This window comes from Mucilaginibacter gossypiicola (assembly GCF_900110105.1).
GTDB lineage: Bacteria > Bacteroidota > Bacteroidia > Sphingobacteriales > Sphingobacteriaceae > Mucilaginibacter > Mucilaginibacter gossypiicola.
Window position 1 is genome coordinate 378162 of sequence record NZ_FOCL01000001.1, and the last position, 17882, is coordinate 396043.

Annotated in this window: 17 protein-coding genes; 12 read left to right on the forward strand and 5 right to left on the reverse strand. The window is 42.3% G+C overall.

Translation table 11 applies throughout. From position 1 onward, the window contains the following. Positions 1-26 precede the first annotated feature (26 nt). From xylA to BMX50_RS01345, 6 genes are all read left to right on the forward strand, one after another. Positions 27-1355, forward strand: coding sequence for a xylose isomerase (gene xylA / locus BMX50_RS01320; protein WP_091206576.1), 1329 nt, complete (start codon positions 27-29; stop codon positions 1353-1355). Between the two features lie 48 nt (positions 1356-1403). After that, entirely contained in the window at positions 1404-3110 is a 1707-nt protein-coding gene (locus tag BMX50_RS01325; RefSeq protein ID WP_091206580.1) for a sodium/sugar symporter, read from the forward strand. 210 nt (positions 3111-3320) lie between these two features. Continuing rightward, a complete protein-coding gene (uxaC, locus tag BMX50_RS01330; RefSeq protein WP_091206583.1) occupies positions 3321-4721 on the forward strand; it encodes a glucuronate isomerase in 1401 nt (466 codons plus the stop codon). Further along, complete coding sequence (locus tag BMX50_RS01335; RefSeq protein ID WP_091206586.1) at positions 4721-5752, forward strand: sugar kinase; 1032 nt, start codon at positions 4721-4723, stop codon at positions 5750-5752. Before uxaC ends, BMX50_RS01335 begins: the two co-directional genes overlap by 1 nt. Beyond that, positions 5749-6411: a bifunctional 4-hydroxy-2-oxoglutarate aldolase/2-dehydro-3-deoxy-phosphogluconate aldolase gene (locus BMX50_RS01340; RefSeq protein WP_091206589.1), complete on the forward strand. Its 663-nt coding sequence runs from the start codon at positions 5749-5751 to the stop codon at positions 6409-6411. The genes BMX50_RS01335 and BMX50_RS01340 overlap by 4 nt, the downstream gene beginning before the upstream one ends. 19 nt (positions 6412-6430) lie before the next feature. Then, a complete protein-coding gene (locus BMX50_RS01345; protein WP_091206593.1) occupies positions 6431-7741 on the forward strand; it encodes an MFS transporter in 1311 nt (436 codons plus the stop codon). A 50-nt stretch (positions 7742-7791) separates the two neighbouring features. Here BMX50_RS01345 and BMX50_RS01350 read toward each other — a convergent pair whose 3' ends face one another. Next, positions 7792-8031, reverse strand: coding sequence for a hypothetical protein (locus BMX50_RS01350; RefSeq protein WP_091206596.1), 240 nt, complete (start codon positions 8029-8031; stop codon positions 7792-7794). Positions 8032-8196: 165 nt separating this feature from the next. Between BMX50_RS01350 and BMX50_RS01355 the strand changes: the two genes are divergently transcribed. From BMX50_RS01355 to msrA, 3 genes are all read left to right on the forward strand, one after another. Further along, the gene (locus BMX50_RS01355; RefSeq protein ID WP_091206599.1) at positions 8197-9132 is read left to right on the forward strand and encodes an MBL fold metallo-hydrolase; all 936 of its coding nucleotides are present in this window, start codon (positions 8197-8199) and stop codon (positions 9130-9132) included. A 36-nt stretch (positions 9133-9168) separates the two neighbouring features. Beyond that, entirely contained in the window at positions 9169-9420 is a 252-nt protein-coding gene (locus tag BMX50_RS01360) for a DUF3820 family protein (RefSeq protein ID WP_091208525.1), read from the forward strand. 74 nt (positions 9421-9494) lie between these two features. Next, positions 9495-10154 (forward strand): peptide-methionine (S)-S-oxide reductase MsrA, encoded by a 660-nt coding sequence (gene msrA, locus BMX50_RS01365; protein ID WP_091206602.1) that lies wholly within the window; start codon positions 9495-9497, stop codon positions 10152-10154. Between the two features lie 81 nt (positions 10155-10235). Here the strand turns inward: msrA and corA are convergent, their stop codons facing one another. Together corA and BMX50_RS01375 are read right to left on the reverse strand one after the other, a co-directional pair. Further along, the gene (gene corA, locus BMX50_RS01370; protein WP_091206604.1) at positions 10236-11360 is read right to left on the reverse strand and encodes a magnesium/cobalt transporter CorA; all 1125 of its coding nucleotides are present in this window, start codon (positions 11358-11360) and stop codon (positions 10236-10238) included. Continuing rightward, positions 11361-11972, reverse strand: coding sequence for a WbqC family protein (locus BMX50_RS01375; RefSeq protein ID WP_091206607.1), 612 nt, complete (start codon positions 11970-11972; stop codon positions 11361-11363). It abuts the gene before it with no gap. Positions 11973-12007: 35 nt separating this feature from the next. Between BMX50_RS01375 and BMX50_RS01380 the strand changes: the two genes are divergently transcribed. Then, the gene (locus BMX50_RS01380) at positions 12008-12892 is read left to right on the forward strand and encodes a lysophospholipid acyltransferase family protein (protein ID WP_091206610.1); all 885 of its coding nucleotides are present in this window, start codon (positions 12008-12010) and stop codon (positions 12890-12892) included. Next, positions 12889-13929 (forward strand): glycosyltransferase family 2 protein, encoded by a 1041-nt coding sequence (locus tag BMX50_RS01385; protein ID WP_091206613.1) that lies wholly within the window; start codon positions 12889-12891, stop codon positions 13927-13929. Before BMX50_RS01380 ends, BMX50_RS01385 begins: the two co-directional genes overlap by 4 nt. Here the strand turns inward: BMX50_RS01385 and BMX50_RS01390 are convergent. After that, positions 13901-16441 carry a mechanosensitive ion channel family protein gene (locus tag BMX50_RS01390; RefSeq protein ID WP_091206615.1) on the reverse strand — a complete coding sequence of 847 codons (2541 nt, stop codon included), beginning with the start codon at positions 16439-16441 and terminating at the stop codon, positions 13901-13903. The two genes, BMX50_RS01385 and BMX50_RS01390, sit on opposite strands and share 29 nt — an antisense overlap. Before the next feature lie 79 nt (positions 16442-16520). After that, a complete protein-coding gene (gene aroQ / locus BMX50_RS01395) occupies positions 16521-16940 on the reverse strand; it encodes a type II 3-dehydroquinate dehydratase (protein ID WP_091206618.1) in 420 nt (139 codons plus the stop codon). 40 nt (positions 16941-16980) lie between these two features. Between aroQ and xerD the strand changes: the two genes are divergently transcribed. Next, positions 16981-17880, forward strand: a complete 900-nt coding sequence (gene xerD / locus BMX50_RS01400; protein WP_091206621.1) for a site-specific tyrosine recombinase XerD — start codon at positions 16981-16983, stop codon at positions 17878-17880. The last annotated feature ends 2 nt before the right edge of the window (positions 17881-17882 follow it).

Sequence of the window (17882 nt, forward strand, 5' to 3'; positions counted from 1 at the left end):
ATCATTAATTCGTTAATTAAAACAATATGAGCATAGTAACAGGTGAAAAGGAATTTTTCAAAGAAATTGGCCAGGTAAAATTTGAAGGCCTTGAATCAGATAATCCGTTGGCGTTTCGATGGTATGATGCGGACAGGGTAGTGGCCGGCAAAACCATGAAAGATCATTTACGTTTTGCAGGCGCTTACTGGCATTCGTTCTGCGGTAACGGTGCTGATCCGTTTGGTGGCGCTACGCATGTTTTCCCGTGGGATGAAAAGGCTGACGCTGTTGAGCGTGCTAAAGACAAGATGGATGCAGCGTTTGAGTTCCTGACCAAAATGAACCTGCCATACTACTGTTTCCACGATGTTGACGTAGTTGACTATGGCAATGACGTTGCCGAAAATGATCGCCGTTTACAGGCTTTGGTTGATTATGCTAAACAAAAACAGGCTGCCAGCGGCGTGAAACTGCTTTGGGGCACCGCAAACTTATTTAGCCACAAACGTTACATGAACGGCGCTTCAACCAATCCCGATTTTCATGTTTTGGCACATGCTGGTGCGCAGGTAAAAGCTGCAATGGATGCAACAATTGCTTTAGGTGGTGAAAACTACGTTTTCTGGGGCGGTCGCGAAGGTTATATGAGCCTGCTTAACACCAATATGAAACGCGAGCAGGAGCATTTGGCTAAGTTTTTACACACAGCTAAAGATTATGCCCGTAAACAAGGCTTTAAAGGCACATTCTTTATCGAGCCAAAACCATGTGAGCCAACCAAGCATCAATATGATTATGATGCTGCTACTGTATTAGGCTTTTTACAGAAATACGATTTGATCAATGATTTTAAATTAAACCTTGAAGTTAACCACGCTACATTAGCCGGCCATACTTTCCAGCATGAGCTTCAGGTAGCTGCTGATTCAGGTTTATTGGGTTCTATTGATGCTAACCGTGGCGATTACCAAAACGGCTGGGATACTGACCAGTTCCCGAATGATATCAACGAGATCACTGAGTGCATGCTGATTATTCTTGAAGCAGGTGGCTTCCAGGGTGGAGGTATTAACTTTGATGCCAAGATCCGTCGTAACTCAACCGATCCTGCTGATTTGTTCTATGCACACATTGGTGGTATGGATCTTTTTGCAAGGGCGTTAATAACTGCCGATAACATCCTGCAGAAATCAGAATACAAAAAATTACGTACCGAAAGGTATGCCTCATTTGATGCCGGCACCGGGAAAGATTTTGAAGAAGGCAAGGTTTCTTTGGAAGATTTGCGTAACTATGCGATCGCTAATGGCGAGCCAAAAGTGACAAGTGGTAAACAAGAATACATCGAAAATTTGATAAATCGATATATATAGTTTATAATTGTCAATCATACATATTAAACCCAAAGACAAACCAAAACAATGAACCTCAAAACCCTCTCGAATGGCGATTATGCTGTTTTCTTTATCTACTTTATAATTGTTGCCAGCTACGGCTTCTGGGTGTATAAGCGTAAACACAACGCCGATGCCACCTCAAAAGACTATTTTTTGGCGGAAGGATCTTTAACCTGGTGGGCTATCGGCGCATCGCTCATCGCCTCAAATATTTCTGCCGAACAATTTATAGGTACAAGTGGGTCTGCATTTAAAATGGGGCTGGCGATATCTACTTACGAGTGGATGGCTGCTATTACCCTCGTCATTGTGGCGGTTTTCTTTATTCCGGTATATCTTAAAAATAAGATTTTTACGATGCCGCAATTCCTGCATCAGCGGTATAACGGAACGGTAGCTATGATCATGGCCATCTTTTGGCTGTTGCTGTACATAGTGGTTAACTTAATGTCAATTCTTTACCTTGGTGCATTAGCTGTAAGCGGTATATCAGGCCTGGATATTCACCTGTGTATCTGGTTGCTTGCTATATTCTCGGCAGTAATTACGCTGGGCGGCATGAAGGTTATCGGCTATACCGACGTTATACAGGTAGCAGTACTTATATTGGGCGGGTTAATGGCGTCTTACCTTGCACTTACTCTGTTAAGTGAAAAAGAAGGTACTACAGGCCTATTAAACGGTTTCAAGATCCTGCATAGCGAAGCTACAGATCACTTCCATATGATCTTCAAAAAGGATAATCCAAATTACATGGACCTTCCGGGCTTATCGGTACTGATAGGCGGTATGTGGATTACCAATCTTAACTACTGGGGCTGTAACCAATACATCACGCAAAGGGCTTTGGGTGCAAACCTTAAAACTGCCCGTGGCGGTATCCTGTTTGCGGCTTTCCTTAAATTGCTGATGCCTGTTATTGTGGTATTGCCAGGTATTGCTGCTTACCTGTTATATCAAAAAGGTATGTTCCACCAGGAGATGGCAAGCTCATCAGGGGTATTGGATCCTAACAAAGCGTATCCTTCACTGTTAAACTTATTGCCAAGCGGCTTAAAAGGTCTTTCATTTGCTGCGTTAACAGCTGCAATTGTGGCCTCGTTAGCAGGTAAAGCAAACAGTATTGCTACCATCTTTACGTTAGATATTTACAAAAAAGCAATCAATCCTGAAGCTACCGATAAAAAACTGGTTAACCTGGGTAAGATATCCGTACTTGTTGCCTTATTATTAGGCATCCTGTTATCTGAGCTTATCGGTAAAGCATTAATGGGCGAAGGCAAACAAGGCTTCCAATACATCCAGGAATATACAGGCTTTGTATCTCCGGGTATCTTTGCCATGTTTATCCTTGGTTTCTTTTGGAAAAAAGCGACTTCAAATGCAGCACTATTTGCAACCATTGGCGGGTTCATATTCTCATGCTTCTTTAAACTTTGCCCAAGGTTTATTGATCTGAGTTTCCTGTCGCCGTACGGCTTCTCAAAATTGGCCTTGCAGGATGATAAGGTAACCAAGTTATATGAAATCCCTTTCCTTGACCGTATGGGTTTTGTATTTATTCTCTGCGTTATCGGCATGTACATTATTTCAAAAATTGACCAGGCCAGGGGCATTACAACAAACGGCCTTGAAATTGATGGTTCAATGTTTAAAACTTCAAGAGGTTTCTTAGCAGGCGCCTTAATTGTAACCGGCATCGTAGTTGCATTGTACTCAATTTTCTGGTAGCAGAAATTTTACCAATAGACAAGAAAAGGCGATGGGTTAATACTCGTCGCCTTTTTTGTGTAATTGCCGCTAACTTTTACCCGCTAACGAAAACGTTTGCGTGGATTGTTTGGGCTTATTACTTCCAACTTGCCTATATGATGTGTAATTTGCCGCTTACAAGTATAAACTACTATACCAGTAACCATGGTATTCATCCGTTAATAACCAATGAAGAATTTTTTAGACCAGGATTTTTTACTTCAAACTAAAACGGCGCAGCGCTTATATCACGAGTTTGCGAGCCATCAGCCTATTATTGATTACCATTGCCATCTTCCGCCAGATCAGATTGCCGACGATATCAATTTTAAAAACATCACCCAGATCTGGCTTTATGGCGATCATTATAAATGGCGTGCTATGCGGGCAAACGGAGTTAATGAAGCCTATATCACCGGTAATAAAACGGATGAAGAAAAGTTTACGGCCTGGGCTGCTACTGTACCATATACTTTAAGAAACCCATTGTACCATTGGACGCACCTTGAATTGCAGCGCTATTTTGGTATTAATGAATTGCTTTCACCTGCATCGGCACAAAAAATATATGCCCAATGCAATGAAAAGCTGCAATCACCAGAATTCAGCATCCGTAATATCCTGAAAAGTAAAAATGTAGAGGTTGTGGGTACAACCGATGATCCGCTGGATAATCTTAGTTATCATCAGAAACTGAAGCAGGATGCGTTCAGTGTAAAAGTATTACCTGCTTATCGCCCCGATAAGGCTATGAATGCCGATGACATTGCGGGGCTCAACAAATACATCGACCAGTTGGAAGCAGTGGCAAATGTATCCATATCTAACATTGATGAGTATCTTTCGGCATTAAAAGCAAGGCATGATTACTTCGCCGAAAACGGCTGCAAATTATCCGATCACGGTTTGGAGCAAATTTATGCCGAAGATTATACAGATGCTGAAATAGCTGCCATCTTTACCAAAATCAGGAGCAACGAAGTATTGTTGCCATTAGAGATCTTGAAATTCAAATCGGCTATGTTGTATTACTTTGCCATTTGGGATCACGAAAAAGGCTGGGTGCAGCAATTTCACCTCGGCGCATTACGCAATAATAACGCCCGCGCATTGGCTAATTTAGGTCCTGATACAGGCTGGGATTCAATAGGTGATTTTGCGCAGGGCAGGGCATTATCCAAATTCCTGAACAGGCTGGATACTACTAATCAATTAGCTAAAACTATCATTTATAACCTTAACCCGGCCGATAACGAGCTGTTTGCTACCATGGTGGGTAATTATAATGACGGCTCGGTGGCAGGTAAAATGCAGTTTGGATCGGCCTGGTGGTTTTTGGATCAAAAAGATGGCATGATCAAACAAATGAACGCTTTATCAAACATGGGTTTACTGAGCCGTTTGGTTGGTATGCTTACCGATTCAAGGAGCTTTATGTCATTCCCAAGGCATGAGTATTTCCGCAGGTTGCTTTGTAACCTGTTGGGCGACGATATTGAAAATGGTGAGTTACCTAATGATATTGAATGGACAGGGAAGATCGTGAGTGATATTTGCTACTTTAACGCCAAAAACTATTTCAATTTTTAATGAGCAATATCGAAAATACAAAGGGAAGCATCTTGTCGTTTGGCGAACTGTTATTACGTATGTGCCCGGATGGCGAGGGCCAGTGGCTTGCGGAAAACAAACTGCCTTTTTTTATAGGAGGTGCCGAGCTTAACGTGGCCAACGCTTTAGCCCTGTGGCAACAGCCAATAAAATACTTTACTGCTTTGCCTGATAATGCTTTATCCGAGCAGGTCATCGATTATCTGCAAGGCAAAAATATTGACACCTCAGCTATTAACAAAAGCGGAAACAGGATAGGGCTTTATTACCTTACCCGTGGTAAAGATGTAAAGAATAACGCCATTGTATATGACCGTGCAGGTTCGGCTTTTGCCGATCTTAAGCCGGGGATGGTTAACTGGGATGCCGTTTTGGAAGGTGTAAGCTGGTTTCATTTCAGTGCGATTTGCCCGGCCTTGAGCCAACTTGCGGCCGACGTTTGCGAAGAAGTTTTGCAGGCAGCCAGCAGAAAGCATATTACCATATCTGTCGATCTTAATTATCGCCCCAAATTATGGCAGTATGGCAAAAAGCCCGTGGAGATCATGCCAAAGCTGGTACAATATGCCGATATTATTATGGGCAATGTTTGGGCCGAAGAAACCATGCTTGGTATTCCGGTTACGCCAGATATGCATGAATCGGGTCAGCAAAGTATTTACCTGAAAGAAGGGCTTTATTCGTCTGAAAGGATCATGGATGCTTACCCGCGTTGTAGGGCTGTAGCTAATACTTTCCGTTTTGATGCTGGCAAAGGTGTTGAATATTACACTTCACTTTATGCAGGCAACCGCTTTTATCATTCGCCAACCTACACTACCGAAACCGTTGTTGATAAAGTGGGCAGCGGCGATTGCTTTATGGCCGGGCTTATTTACGGCTTTTATAACAAGCAGGATCCGCAGCAGTTGCTGGATTTTGCCACGGCTGCCGCCTTCGAAAAGCTTTTTATCGAAGGCGATGCAACCACCAAAACAGTTGATGAAATTTATAACGCTATGAAACAATGAGTAAAAAAGATATAGTACTTGACGCCATATTAAAGCAGGGCACATTACCGCTGTTCTTTTACAAAGATCCGGAGGTGAGCCTGCAGATAACCCGTACACTTTATAAAGCCGGCATCCGGGTATTTGAATATACCAACCGCGGCCCGGCTGCCCTTGAAAATTTCAAGGTTTTAAAACAAGCCCTTGCCAGCGGCGAAATGCCTGGCCTGGAATTAGGTATCGGCACCATTAAAAGTGTTCAGGAAGCTGAGGATTTTATTGCCGCCGGGGCTGATTTTATCGTGTCGCCGATTGTTAATCCCGAAGTAGGCAAACTGGCCGCCCAGCATAACCTATTGTGGATTCCGGGAAGTATGACGCCAACCGAGATCTATTTGGCGCAGCAAAATGGTGCAGCTTTAATAAAAATATTCCCGGCCAATATATTGGGGCCTGAGTTTGTTTCTTCAATCAGGGATCTGTTCGCGGGTCAGTTGTTCATGCCAACAGGTGGGGTTGACCTGAGCCATGACAGCATCAGTACCTGGTTTAAAGCCGGTGTATGTGCAGTGGGTATGGGCAGCAAGCTCATCAGCAAAGCCGTACTCGAAAACCGGGAGTATGATAAGCTTTATAACGATACTTTGAAGCTACTGGAAATAGTACAAACCATTAAATAGCCAGTTAACCTAAATTATAATGAGAGAAGAAAAAGTTGGAAACTACCGGTGGGTTATCTGCTCATTGGTGTTTTTCGCAACAACCGTTAATTATCTTGACCGGGCAGTGATCAGTCTGCTTAAATCAGACCTTACAAAGGAGTTTAAGTGGAATGATGGTGACTATGCCAACATTGAGATAGCATTCAAAATAGCTTATTCTATAGGCCTGTTGGCTGCCGGCAGGATCATCGACAAAATAGGCACTAAATTAGGATATTTCCTTTCAACATTGTTATGGAGTATTTCGGCAGTTTGCCATGCTTTTGTTGGTGGTACATTTGGCTTCGGCGTAGTGCGTTCTGCATTGGGCATAAGTGAAGCCGGAAACTTTCCTGCTGCAATTAAAACCGTAGCCGAGTGGTTCCCTAAAAAAGAAAGAGCGTTTGCAACAGGGATTTTTAATTCTGGCGCAAACGTAGGTGCAATTGTTGCTCCTTTAACAGTACCATTCATAGCTGTTGCCTGGGGATGGCGCTGGGCATTTATTATAACCGGTTCAATCGGTTTTATATGGCTGGTACTTTGGCAGGTGATTTACCGCGCGCCTGCACAACACAGTAAGGTATCAAAAGCTGAACTTGATTATATCAACAGCGATCATGATAGCCAAGCCGAAAGCCTGCAACCTGTTGAGCAAAAGAAAATATCATGGGGTAAGCTACTTTCTTTTAAGCAAACCTGGGCTTTTGTTATAGGCAAGTTCCTTACCGACCCTATATGGTGGTTTTACCTTTTTTGGTTACCCGATTTTTTGGAGAGCCAGTATAATTTAAAAGGCACGGCAATAGCTATCCCTGTTGCATTGGTTTATACCATGTCTACCTTCGGCAGCGTTGGCGGCGGTTGGTTGCCCATGAACCTGATTAAAAATAACTGGCCGGTGTTTAAAGCTCGTAAAACATCTATGTTTATTTATGCACTTGCAGTGATCCCTATCATATTTGCCCAAATCTTAGGTGGCGTAAATATGTGGCTTGCAGTTATAGTAATAGGCATAGCGGCATCTGCGCACCAGGCCTGGAGTGCTAATATTTTTACAACAGTTTCTGATATGTTCCCCAAACGTACCATTGGTTCGGTAACTGGCTTAGGCGGTATGTTTGGTTCTATAGGGGGGGTATTCTTATCGCTCGCGGTACAAAAGAATTTATTCGTTTATTACCGGTCAATCCATAAAATTGAGATAGCTTATTACATTATGTTTTTTGTTTGCGGCAGCGCTTACATTTTAGCCTGGCTCATTATGCACTTTTTAGTGCCTAAAATGAAGCCGATAGAATTGGATTAAACCGATTGAGTTATAACAAGAGAAAGCCGGGCCATTTAACCCGGCTTTTTTTATAAAGAGTGGCTTGCCGCCTGTTCGGCCAGTTCATCTATCCAGCTCGAAAGATAAGGTTCAGTACCGCTAATCCTGATCCATTCACCGTCCCTGTCTTTGCCAATCAATAAATGTAGTGTACCATCTATTGATCTAAAATCATAAGCTTCGCTGTAACCGGGACGGATTACCTGTTGCACTGTTCCGTCAATTTCGCTGTCGGTTCCTGTAAGTGTAGCGTCAAATTGCTGTTCCATGGTGTTTAAGTTTATTAAGCTAACATGGTTTGGTTAATTTCTGTTTGCGCCTGCATTAGGCAGGCCGCTATATTATTTATTTTTAGGCTGATAAAATTGTTTTTTAAATTTAACACAGCTAAAACTTTTAATATCCGAGTTATGTTTTGTTAACAATTATAAACCATGAACAGAAGGCTCAGCACAAAGTATTTCCAGGTATCGCAAAGGGTATGGGGAACCAAATTATTGTTTGTTAATGTTTACATGATAGCAAACCGCCCTGGTGCTGCCAAAGGCTGGGTTTTGGTTGACACGGGATTAAAAGGTTCGGCAGGTAAGATCATTGCGATGGCCGAGGAACTTTTTGGCCCCGGAACAAGGCCGGCAGCTATTGTACTTACTCATGGGCATGGCGATCACGCAGGAGGGCTTGAAGAATTGTTGAAGATCTGGAATATACCCGTTTACGCCCATGCATTGGAATTGCCTTATTTAACCGGCCTGTCGTCATATCCTCCGGCGGATCCGTCATTAAGGGATGGGATGATGAGCCTTTTATCGGTATTTTTCCCTACAGCACCTATAAACCTCGGCACTAAAGTAAAGGCAATCGATATGGAGGAAGGCATCCCCGAATTACCCGAATGGAAGATCATTCACACTCCGGGCCATACACCGGGGCATATTTCGCTGTTTTTGCCAATAAATTCAACCCTGATAGCCGGCGACGCATTTTCAACCACTAAAGCCGAATCAGCCATATATTCATTCAGTTCATTAAAAAAATTAACCGGGCCACCACGATATTTTACTACCGACTGGGAAGCTGCGGCCGAATCTGTGCGCAGGCTTACCGCACTTGAGCCACGTACGGTTGCCGCAGGCCATGGCCCTGTGATGCGCGGACGTGAGCTGCACGATGAATTGAATGAATTGGCCGATAATTTTGAACAAGTGGCAATACCCGCAAAAGGTCGTTATGTAAGTCACCCGGCTATTGCCGATGAAATGGGCGTAAAATATGTCCCGCCCTACACGAGCAGCGGGATTTTAAAGGCAACAATAGGCATAGCCGCCGCACTGGCAACTTTTTTTATTATCCGCGGATTACAGGAATAAAGAAGAATCCCGTTGGTTTGTGCTTACCTTTACCGTGTGGAAAATTTAAAACCAGACCCCAAAATACTTATTGATATTGTGCAAACCAGAATGCCTTACGGCAAATATAAAGGTACCATCATAGCAGATATTCCCGTATCATACCTGGAGTGGATGGCTGGCAAGGGTTTTACTAAAGATAAAATGGGGATGTTATTATCTACCGCATTCGAGATCAAAACAAATGGCCTTGGCGAGATCCTCTTCATGGTGAAGAAATCGCTCGTGCAGCAGGGAAATCGGCGTTAACCTTATTTACACAATAATGACCATCCGCCTGCTCAGGGATGGCGTATATAATGGACTAAATAGCTATGTCAGTTATGAAAAAGTTGATCTTATATACAGTGGGTATATTCCTGTTTTTAAGCAGTTGTGCCGATGGGCAAGGTTCAAAAAATGGCGATGATTTTGCAGCTTTACCTGCGCCAAAAACAGGGGAGGCCGTGGCAACCTTCGGAGGTGGTTGTTTCTGGAGTATGAGCGAAGCTATGTCCGAACTGAAAGGTGTTAACAAAGTGATTTCAGGATATGCCGGTGGTACTACCAAAAATCCCACTTACAGGGAAGTATGTTCTGATAATACCAATCATGCTGAGACAGTTCAGATCTATTATGATCCTAAAGTGATCAGTTTTGATAAAATTGCCGAGGCATTCTTCTTTGCGCATGACCCAACCACACTCAACCGTCAGGGGCCCGACGAAGGTACCGATTACCGTTCTATTGCCTTTTACCGTAACGAAGCGGAGAAAAATGCGATTGAGGCTACCATAAAGAAAGTAAATGAGTCAAAGCATTATGCTAACCCTATAGTTACCCAGGTAGTGCCATTTAAAGTGTTTTATCCGGCCGAGAACTATCACCAGGGATATTACCGGTCGCATCCCGATCAGCCCTATATCGTAGGGGTATCAGTGCCTAAAGTGATGAAATTCAGGAAAGCGATGAAAGCGGACCTGAAACTGGAGTTTGCCCGTTAACAAAAATAAAAGGAACATTGCAGTGTGCAATATTCCTTCTATTTGCTGTCGATAACTCCCCCTTCAGGGGGGGCGGGGGCTTTACAACCTGTTAAACCATCCCTTTTTCCAAAATACAAATACCTGTATTACCGCAATCAGCAGCATAAACACGATGGCATAAATATAACCGTGATGCCAGTATAATTCGGGCATGTTATCCGGAAGGATATGGCCTTTATCATCTTGCCTCGAAAAATTCATACCGTAAATACCGGCAATGAAAGTAAGTGGGATAAATATCACTGAAATAATGGTTAGCACTTTCATGATCTCGTTCATGCGGTTGCTAACCATCGACAGGTACAGGTCGATAATGCTTGAGGTTACCTCTTTATAGTTTTCAATAAGGTCCATCGCCTGGATGCAATGATCGTAGGCGTCACGTAAAAACAATTTAACCTCCGGCGTTATCAACGGGCTTTCCGACCGGATCATATCATTGATCTTATCACGCTCGGGCCAGCTGGCACGACGTACCACAATAAGCGTACGTTTTAGTTGCTGGGCATCAAACATGATTGTTTTATCGGCACTTTCATAAAGCTTATCTTCAAGCGCATCCAAATGATCTCCAATTTGCGCCAATAAAACAAAATAGTTATCGATTATGGTGTCGGTAAGCGCATAACACATATAACCCGGGCCCGCAGTACGAATAGCCCCTTTACCGGCTTTCAATCGCGCCTTTACTGCATCAAAACGATCTGTGTGGTCTTCCTCAAAGCTAACAATGATGTTATCTTTAATAATGGCCGAAAACTGGCAGTTGATAATCTCATTTTCTTTATTGAAATGAACTATCCTGCTGGTGCAAAAAGCATAGTCATCGTATTCATCAAACTTTGGCCGTTGGTGCGTATTGGCGATATCTTCCAAAACAAGAGAGTTGATATTACAATGCTCGCCAATTTGCTCAATAAGCTCAGCATCGCCCAAGCCGTTTATTTTAATCCAATGGGTATGATTATCACATTTATTCAGCTGTTTTAAGGCTGTTTTTATATCCTTGCCTTCGCAGGTTACCAACTCATCTTTATTGTATGAGTAAACTGATATAATAGGTTTAAGCGCATCGCTGGGCACGTTGATAGTGCCCGGTCTGTCGCCTACATTGCCTGCATGTTTATGTTTTTTAAAGCGTAAACGCTTCAAGTTGCCATTCATTTACAAATAGTTTATTGTTTGCGGCCCCTGGTTAAATAGCAGATCGATAATACTCAGGTTTTTCATAAAGCCCTTTCGGTCTTCAAATACCTGAAAATATGGCTTCTGCTGTATTTCGCTTTCCCTTTTTGGATGGATAGAAAACCGAAAATCATGCAGGTTAGGATATTCGGGTTGATATTCATCCGTATAGTTTAATTCTGTTTTTATTTTAGTAAGCTTAAGCAACAGGTTCAAAAGCTCCTGGTTATAATCAAACAAGTAGGTAATTTGTTTTTCATAAAAAGGCGCAAAGTCATCTTCATAAAACTCAAAGTAAGCCGAGCGACGGTAGCAAGCCTGTAAGCTTTGCCAGTGCAGGCGCTGCCACATAAAATCGTAGCTTATTTTTACGTCTTTAACTTTAGTATGATTTTTTGAACCTTTTATTACGGGCACAACCAATGCCAGCATCCCGTCGGGCGAGTAGATGTTAGCCCGGTTGCGATAAGTTTGTTTAGGAAAATGCTCCTCTCTTTCTATCAGTATATCAGGCTTGTACGTGTTTAACTGTACAAAATAATCTACCGGCGGAAGATAAAACATAGGTAATACAGCGCCTTTTTCAATCATATATTTTATGTTTGTGCTCAAAATTGGCGAAAATAATGATAAAAAAGGGCTTTACTAAGTTTGGTATATTAATTTTATACCTGATATCGTTGCTTCCCTTTTGGTTTTTATACATTTTATCTGATATAGCATTCGTTATTATTTACCACATTGTTCATTATCGCCGCGATGTGGTGCAGCAAAACCTGCGTAATGCCTTTCCCGAAAAAACAGATCAGGAGCGCCATGATATTGAACGAAAATACTACCGCTACCTGTCCGATTTAATGGTGGAAACCATTAAAATGATCACCGTATCAGAAAAACAGATTCAGAAAAGGGTAGTGGCTACCAACTCCGACCTTGTGTTTGAATACTTTGCTAAAGGTAAGAGTATTATAGCAGTTGCCGGTCATTATTGCAATTGGGAAATGGCGGCCCTCAATTTTAATTTTGTTACCGATAAAAGGTTCCTGATCGTTTACAAAAATCTGTCGAACAAAACGTTCGATGATTTTTTTATTAAAATCCGGTCACGATTTGGCGGGCAGCCTGTAGCTATGAAGCAAACGCTGCGCAAAATGGTGGAGTATCGTAAAGAGCTTACGGTAAGTGTATTGGTAGGCGACCAAACGCCGGTAATGCATGAGGTAAACTATTTTACCAATTTTTTAAACCAGCCCACAGCCGTATTTTTGGGGATTGAAAAAATTGCTAAAACAATTGATGCGGCTGTTGTTTTTTACGACATGAAACGGGTAAAGCGTGGATATTATGAATACACTCTGATACCGCTTACCGAAACACCAAAAGAAACTGCCGAACACGAAATAACAGATATGCACGTGAAATACCTTGAGGGGATGATCAGGAGAGAACCACAGTATTGGTTATGGTCGCACCGGAGATGGAAGTTTAAGCCGGAGGATTTACATAGATGACCAATACACCTAAAGTTGCTGTAGTTATTTTAAACTGGAACGGCCTAAAATACCTTAAACAATTTCTTCCATCAGTATTATCATCAACATATCCCAACCTGGAGATTGTGATGGGCGACAATGCCTCGTCAGATGATTCTGTGGCGTTTATGCGCGAGAATTATCCATCGGTAAGGATCATTCAAAATGATAAAAACTACGGCTTTACAGGCGGTTATAACCGGGTACTGGCCCAGGTTGATGCCGACTATTATATCCTCCTTAACTCAGATGTGGAAGTTATTCCCGGTTGGATAGAACCTGTTGTCAAATTAATGGAAAGCGATAGCTTAATTGCTGCCGCAGCTCCTAAAATAAGATCATACGCTCAAAAAGATTATTTTGAACACGCCGGTGCTGCCGGTGGCTTTATTGATAAGCATGGTTACCCGTTTTGTCGTGGCAGGATCTTTTATGAACTGGAAAAGGATAACGGGCAATATGAGCAATCGGGTGAGGTGTTTTGGGCGTCTGGAGCATCGTTGTTCATCAAAAAAAGTATTTGGGATGAAGCCGGTGGCTTTGACGAAAGTTTTTTTGCCCACATGGAAGAGATCGACCTTTGCTGGCGCTTAAAAAACATGGGGTACAAAGTAATGTATTGCGCGCAATCAACCATTTTCCATGTTGGTGGAGGTACGTTAAATGCTGAAAATCCTTTTAAAACTTATCTCAACTTCAGGAACAACCTGCTGCTGATAAAAAAGAACCTTCCATTTGGGCGGGCATTTTGGGTAATCTGTATCCGCTTTATGATGGATTTGCTTGCTTTACTTCGTTTTTTAATGGAAGGCAAGCGTAAAGATGCCTGGGCTGTAAGCAGGGCGCACCAAAGCTTTGTGTTGAGCCTCTTTAAGAGAAGTCCGAAAGTTGGAAAGTCCGGAAGTCGGGAAGTCAGGCGACAAAACACCGCAGGTATCTACAAGGGCAGCATTGTTTGGGCTTTCTTTGTGAAAAAGAAAACTCATTTTACTGATCTTGATCCTGCGGAGCTTTAGTATCTTTTGTATCCTGTTGTTCTTCGGCATCGCTTAACCCCGGCGCTTCTACCTTGATAGGTGGCAAGCCTTTGGGCCATATTACACGTACATCCTGCTGACGGAACGGTATATCAATGCCTTCTCTGTTAAATGCGTCGTAAATATCGGCTAATACACGGCTCTTAAGCCCAAGCCAGGTATTGATATCGGCGGCCCAGAAAAATACCCTGAAATCAACTGAGCTTTCACTTAAATTATGCAGGAATACTGAGGGCGACGGTTGTGACATGATATCATCATGGTTGGTTAACAGGTTTAGTAGTATTGCCTTAACCTTCTCAATATTAGATCCATATGCTACGCCAATAATTAGTTCGACCCGGCGGTTGTTATTGCTTAGCGTCCAGTTAATTACGTGGTGCGATATCAGGTCGCCGTTAGGAATGATTACCTCAGCACCATCGGAAGTAGCTATCTTACTTGCCCGGATGCCGATATCCATAATTGTACCTGAGCGGCTATCCACTTCAATAATATCGCCCACCTGTATCGGTTTTTCAAAAGCCAGTATTAAACCCGATACCAGATTGTTTACGATATTCTGTAAACCAAAACCGATACCTATACCAAAAGCACTGATAATGATGGTAATCTTGTCGATAGGCACCCCTGAGGCTGCAACTGCCAGGAAAAAGCCTAAAGCAATCACACCGATACGGATCAACAGAGTGGAGGTACGGTTCTTTTTCTTTGCTACATCTATATCATTGGCATGCTTGGCAGCAACATCATAAAGATAACTGATTATTTTTGACGCTATAGATGAAAGCCAGATCACTGCAACAAATATGATCACACTCTGAAACGTAAATTGTGTATTGGTGCCACCTATGCTGCGGTTTTTCGTCAGGAAGTCGCCCAGGGCATCAAATACAGTATCTTCAATATTCAGGTTTTGGGTAAGCATGACCAGCCATAATATAGTGGCCATGATACTTAGTACGCTTCTGAATTTGTTTTGAAGCAGTTTGTAATCAATGAATGAAGTAAGATTATTGCTCTTTTTACCTGCTTCCAATTGCAGGAACAAGGCCTCCATGATAAAATGCACAATGTAATACAACGCCAGGGCAAGCCAGAGGTTATACACCACACTAACGCCAATGATCTTAGCCAAACTTACCCTGCCGAAAACATTGCATAAAAACGATGAAGCCTGAAAAAATATAAAAACCTTAAGTATGAAACCGGTATAAGGCAGGTATTCATCTTTGGCCCTACGTACTTTTGATAAAAATCTGAAACTTATTACAGATGCAGCCAGTCCTAAAATCAAAATAGCCACCCTGTCGATATTGGTTACCTGGATGTAAAGGTTGCTCAGGCTGTAAATAATGGTAATGCCAAACAGTTGCAGCAGGTAGGTGAACATAGTTGCCGGGCAAGCCTTTTTTACGAGGTAAAGCAGCGCTATCATTAGCACCATTAAAAACATTTCCAATACAACCACCGGTGGGTGGTCATAAAAATTAGGCAGCAGTGTAAAAGTTAAAATAACTGATGATACGAACGGGTGATTTACAACATAATTGGCTTGGTTGAACACGCTTTCGGGCTCATCATTATCACGTACAATCCTGCGGCGACTGGCACGTATCCAGGCAAAAAATGCGAATAAAACCACCAGGCCCGAAAGATGTAGCAGGATATCACGACCTATAAAAAAGTTAAAAAGCTTCGCGTTCATATCGGCGGTAGCTTTTGTGGCCGTACCGAAGTCATTGCCTTCATCGGCTTCCATGCTCCAGATGTTATTGTACTCCTGCGACATGGCCCTGATACTGAAATCCCTGATCTTGGTATCAATCTGGTCTTTAAGGTCAAGTATGGTAATATAAACTGCAGAGGTTCGATTTTGCAACAGGCCAATCTTTACCATCACCTTTTTATTGGTGGTATCAAGCCGGTGATATTTACTGTCGATAGCTATTTTTTGGATGAGATACGTAGTAGCTAATGAACTATCGGCCGGCAGGATTTTCAGTACGCTATCGCGTGATATGGCATCCAGGTCATTTTGATTTTGAACAAGTTTGCTATTGATATCGGCAAGCTGCTCCTGCCACAGGTCAAGCTGGTCATCACTGCGGGTAAGCACATCTCTGATAGTGTATAGATATCTTAGTGTGCTTGATTTATCATTATCAATAAGCGATTTGATCAACGTAACTCGCCGCTCAAACGATGGCAATTTGGTGCTGATATCAGCAGTGTCTAACTTTTTTGAAAGATTGCTTTTGATCTGGTTAAAAGCAGATGTATAATACTCAACTTTTTGCAGCAAATTATTTACCGATGTGTCCGAGCGTTTAAGCGCCCGCATCATCGAGTCGCGCGAGAGGATAGAGGCCCGCAGCGAATCTCTTACCGAATGCGTTTTTTTCTTTTTGGTTTGGGCAAACGTATTAACACTGCATAACAGCGTAACAGAAAGTAAACTTAGCGCGGCAACTCTGAATATTTTAAGCATCTGGAACAATAAGCTAAAAGCAATGTTTAAACGCTTTTATGCCAAAAGCGTTTTATCAAAACGATAAAATAATTTAATATTATTTAACCGACAGATTTTCAATGGCTAATCTGTAGCTGTCCATTCCAAAACCTGCAATTACCCCGCGGCAATTGGCTGCTATCATTGATTTATGCCTGAACTCCTCACGTTTGTGTACGTTAGAAATATGCACTTCGATAACCGGCGTATTAATGGCGGCAATGGCGTCAGCTATGGCAATGGAAGTATGGGTGTAGGCGCCAGCATTCATCACAATGCCATCGTAACTAAAACCAATTTCATGCAGTTTATTTATAATTTCGCCCTCAATGTTGCTTTGATAATAATCAATAGTGATGTTTGCAAAGCGTTGGCGCAGGGTTTCAAGATAGGTTTCAAAACTGGCATCGCCATAGATTGATTTTTCGCGAACGCCCAGCAGGTTCAAATTTGGGCCATTTATAATTTGTATCTTCATTAGTTCAAACTTAGCTATAAATCATCAAAACTAAAATCAATTGGATTGGCGTTCGGCAATAAAAGGTTTCCAGGCATATTTAAAGTTAGAGAAATCCCTTTCCGATAACTCTATCGAAGCTTATAGCAGAGACATAGAGAAACTATATCAATATTCAGATTCACAGATAGTTAAACTGAAACCTAAATTAATTACTTTAACTGATTTACGAGGGTTCATCAACTGGATAAATGAGTTGGGGATGATCCCTTCATCGCAGGCCAGGATCCTTTCGGGCATCAAAGCTTTTTATAAATATCTGCTGATGGAGGATATGATCAAAACCGATCCATCAGAATTGCTCGAATCGCCAAAGATCAGGCGCAAGCTGCCGGATACGTTGAGTTATGAAGAGATCAATAAAATTATAGCTGCCCTTGATCTTGCAAAACCTGAAGGCATGCGTAACAAAGCTATCCTGGAAACACTGTACGGATCAGGATTACGGGTATCCGAACTTACCGAACTGAAGCTCTCCAACCTATACCTTGATATTGAATTTATAAAGGTGACGGGAAAAGGCAATAAGGAACGATTGGTGCCTATAGGAAGTGAAGCTATAAAAGCAATGAAGCTCTGGATAGAGAATGTAAGGGTCCACAATCCCATCAAAAAAGGAGAGGAGGACTACGTTTTCTTAAACAGGCGTGGTACAAGGCTAAGTCGGCAGATCATTTTTTTAACCATTAAAGGCCTTGCCGAAACAATTGGCCTAAAGAAAAAGATAAGCCCGCATACATTTCGCCATTCATTCGCTACGCATTTGGTTGAGGGCGGCGCTGATTTACGCGCCGTACAGGAAATGCTGGGCCACGAAAGTATTACAACAACGGAGATTTATACGCATTTAGACCGGGAGTATTTAAAAAGTACGATAAGCCAATTTCACCCGCGGAGTTGAGG

Coding starts and splice junctions, on each gene's coding strand:
- BMX50_RS01375 (WP_091206607.1), bottom strand. CDS start 11,972: ATGATTGAAAAAGGCGCTGTATTACCTATGTTTTATCTTCCGCCGGTA.
- BMX50_RS01345 (WP_091206593.1), top strand. CDS start 6,431: ATGAGAGAAGAAAAAGTTGGAAACTACCGGTGGGTTATCTGCTCATTG.
- BMX50_RS01335 (WP_091206586.1), top strand. CDS start 4,721: ATGAGCAATATCGAAAATACAAAGGGAAGCATCTTGTCGTTTGGCGAA.
- BMX50_RS01350 (WP_091206596.1), bottom strand. CDS start 8,031: ATGGAACAGCAATTTGACGCTACACTTACAGGAACCGACAGCGAAATT.
- BMX50_RS01385 (WP_091206613.1), top strand. CDS start 12,889: ATGACCAATACACCTAAAGTTGCTGTAGTTATTTTAAACTGGAACGGC.
- uxaC (WP_091206583.1), top strand. CDS start 3,321: ATGAAGAATTTTTTAGACCAGGATTTTTTACTTCAAACTAAAACGGCG.
- BMX50_RS01355 (WP_091206599.1), top strand. CDS start 8,197: ATGAACAGAAGGCTCAGCACAAAGTATTTCCAGGTATCGCAAAGGGTA.
- msrA (WP_091206602.1), top strand. CDS start 9,495: ATGAAAAAGTTGATCTTATATACAGTGGGTATATTCCTGTTTTTAAGC.
- BMX50_RS01325 (WP_091206580.1), top strand. CDS start 1,404: ATGAACCTCAAAACCCTCTCGAATGGCGATTATGCTGTTTTCTTTATC.
- BMX50_RS01380 (WP_091206610.1), top strand. CDS start 12,008: ATGATAAAAAAGGGCTTTACTAAGTTTGGTATATTAATTTTATACCTG.
- BMX50_RS01340 (WP_091206589.1), top strand. CDS start 5,749: ATGAGTAAAAAAGATATAGTACTTGACGCCATATTAAAGCAGGGCACA.
- xylA (WP_091206576.1), top strand. CDS start 27: ATGAGCATAGTAACAGGTGAAAAGGAATTTTTCAAAGAAATTGGCCAG.
- aroQ (WP_091206618.1), bottom strand. CDS start 16,940: ATGAAGATACAAATTATAAATGGCCCAAATTTGAACCTGCTGGGCGTT.
- corA (WP_091206604.1), bottom strand. CDS start 11,360: ATGAATGGCAACTTGAAGCGTTTACGCTTTAAAAAACATAAACATGCA.
- BMX50_RS01390 (WP_091206615.1), bottom strand. CDS start 16,441: ATGCTTAAAATATTCAGAGTTGCCGCGCTAAGTTTACTTTCTGTTACG.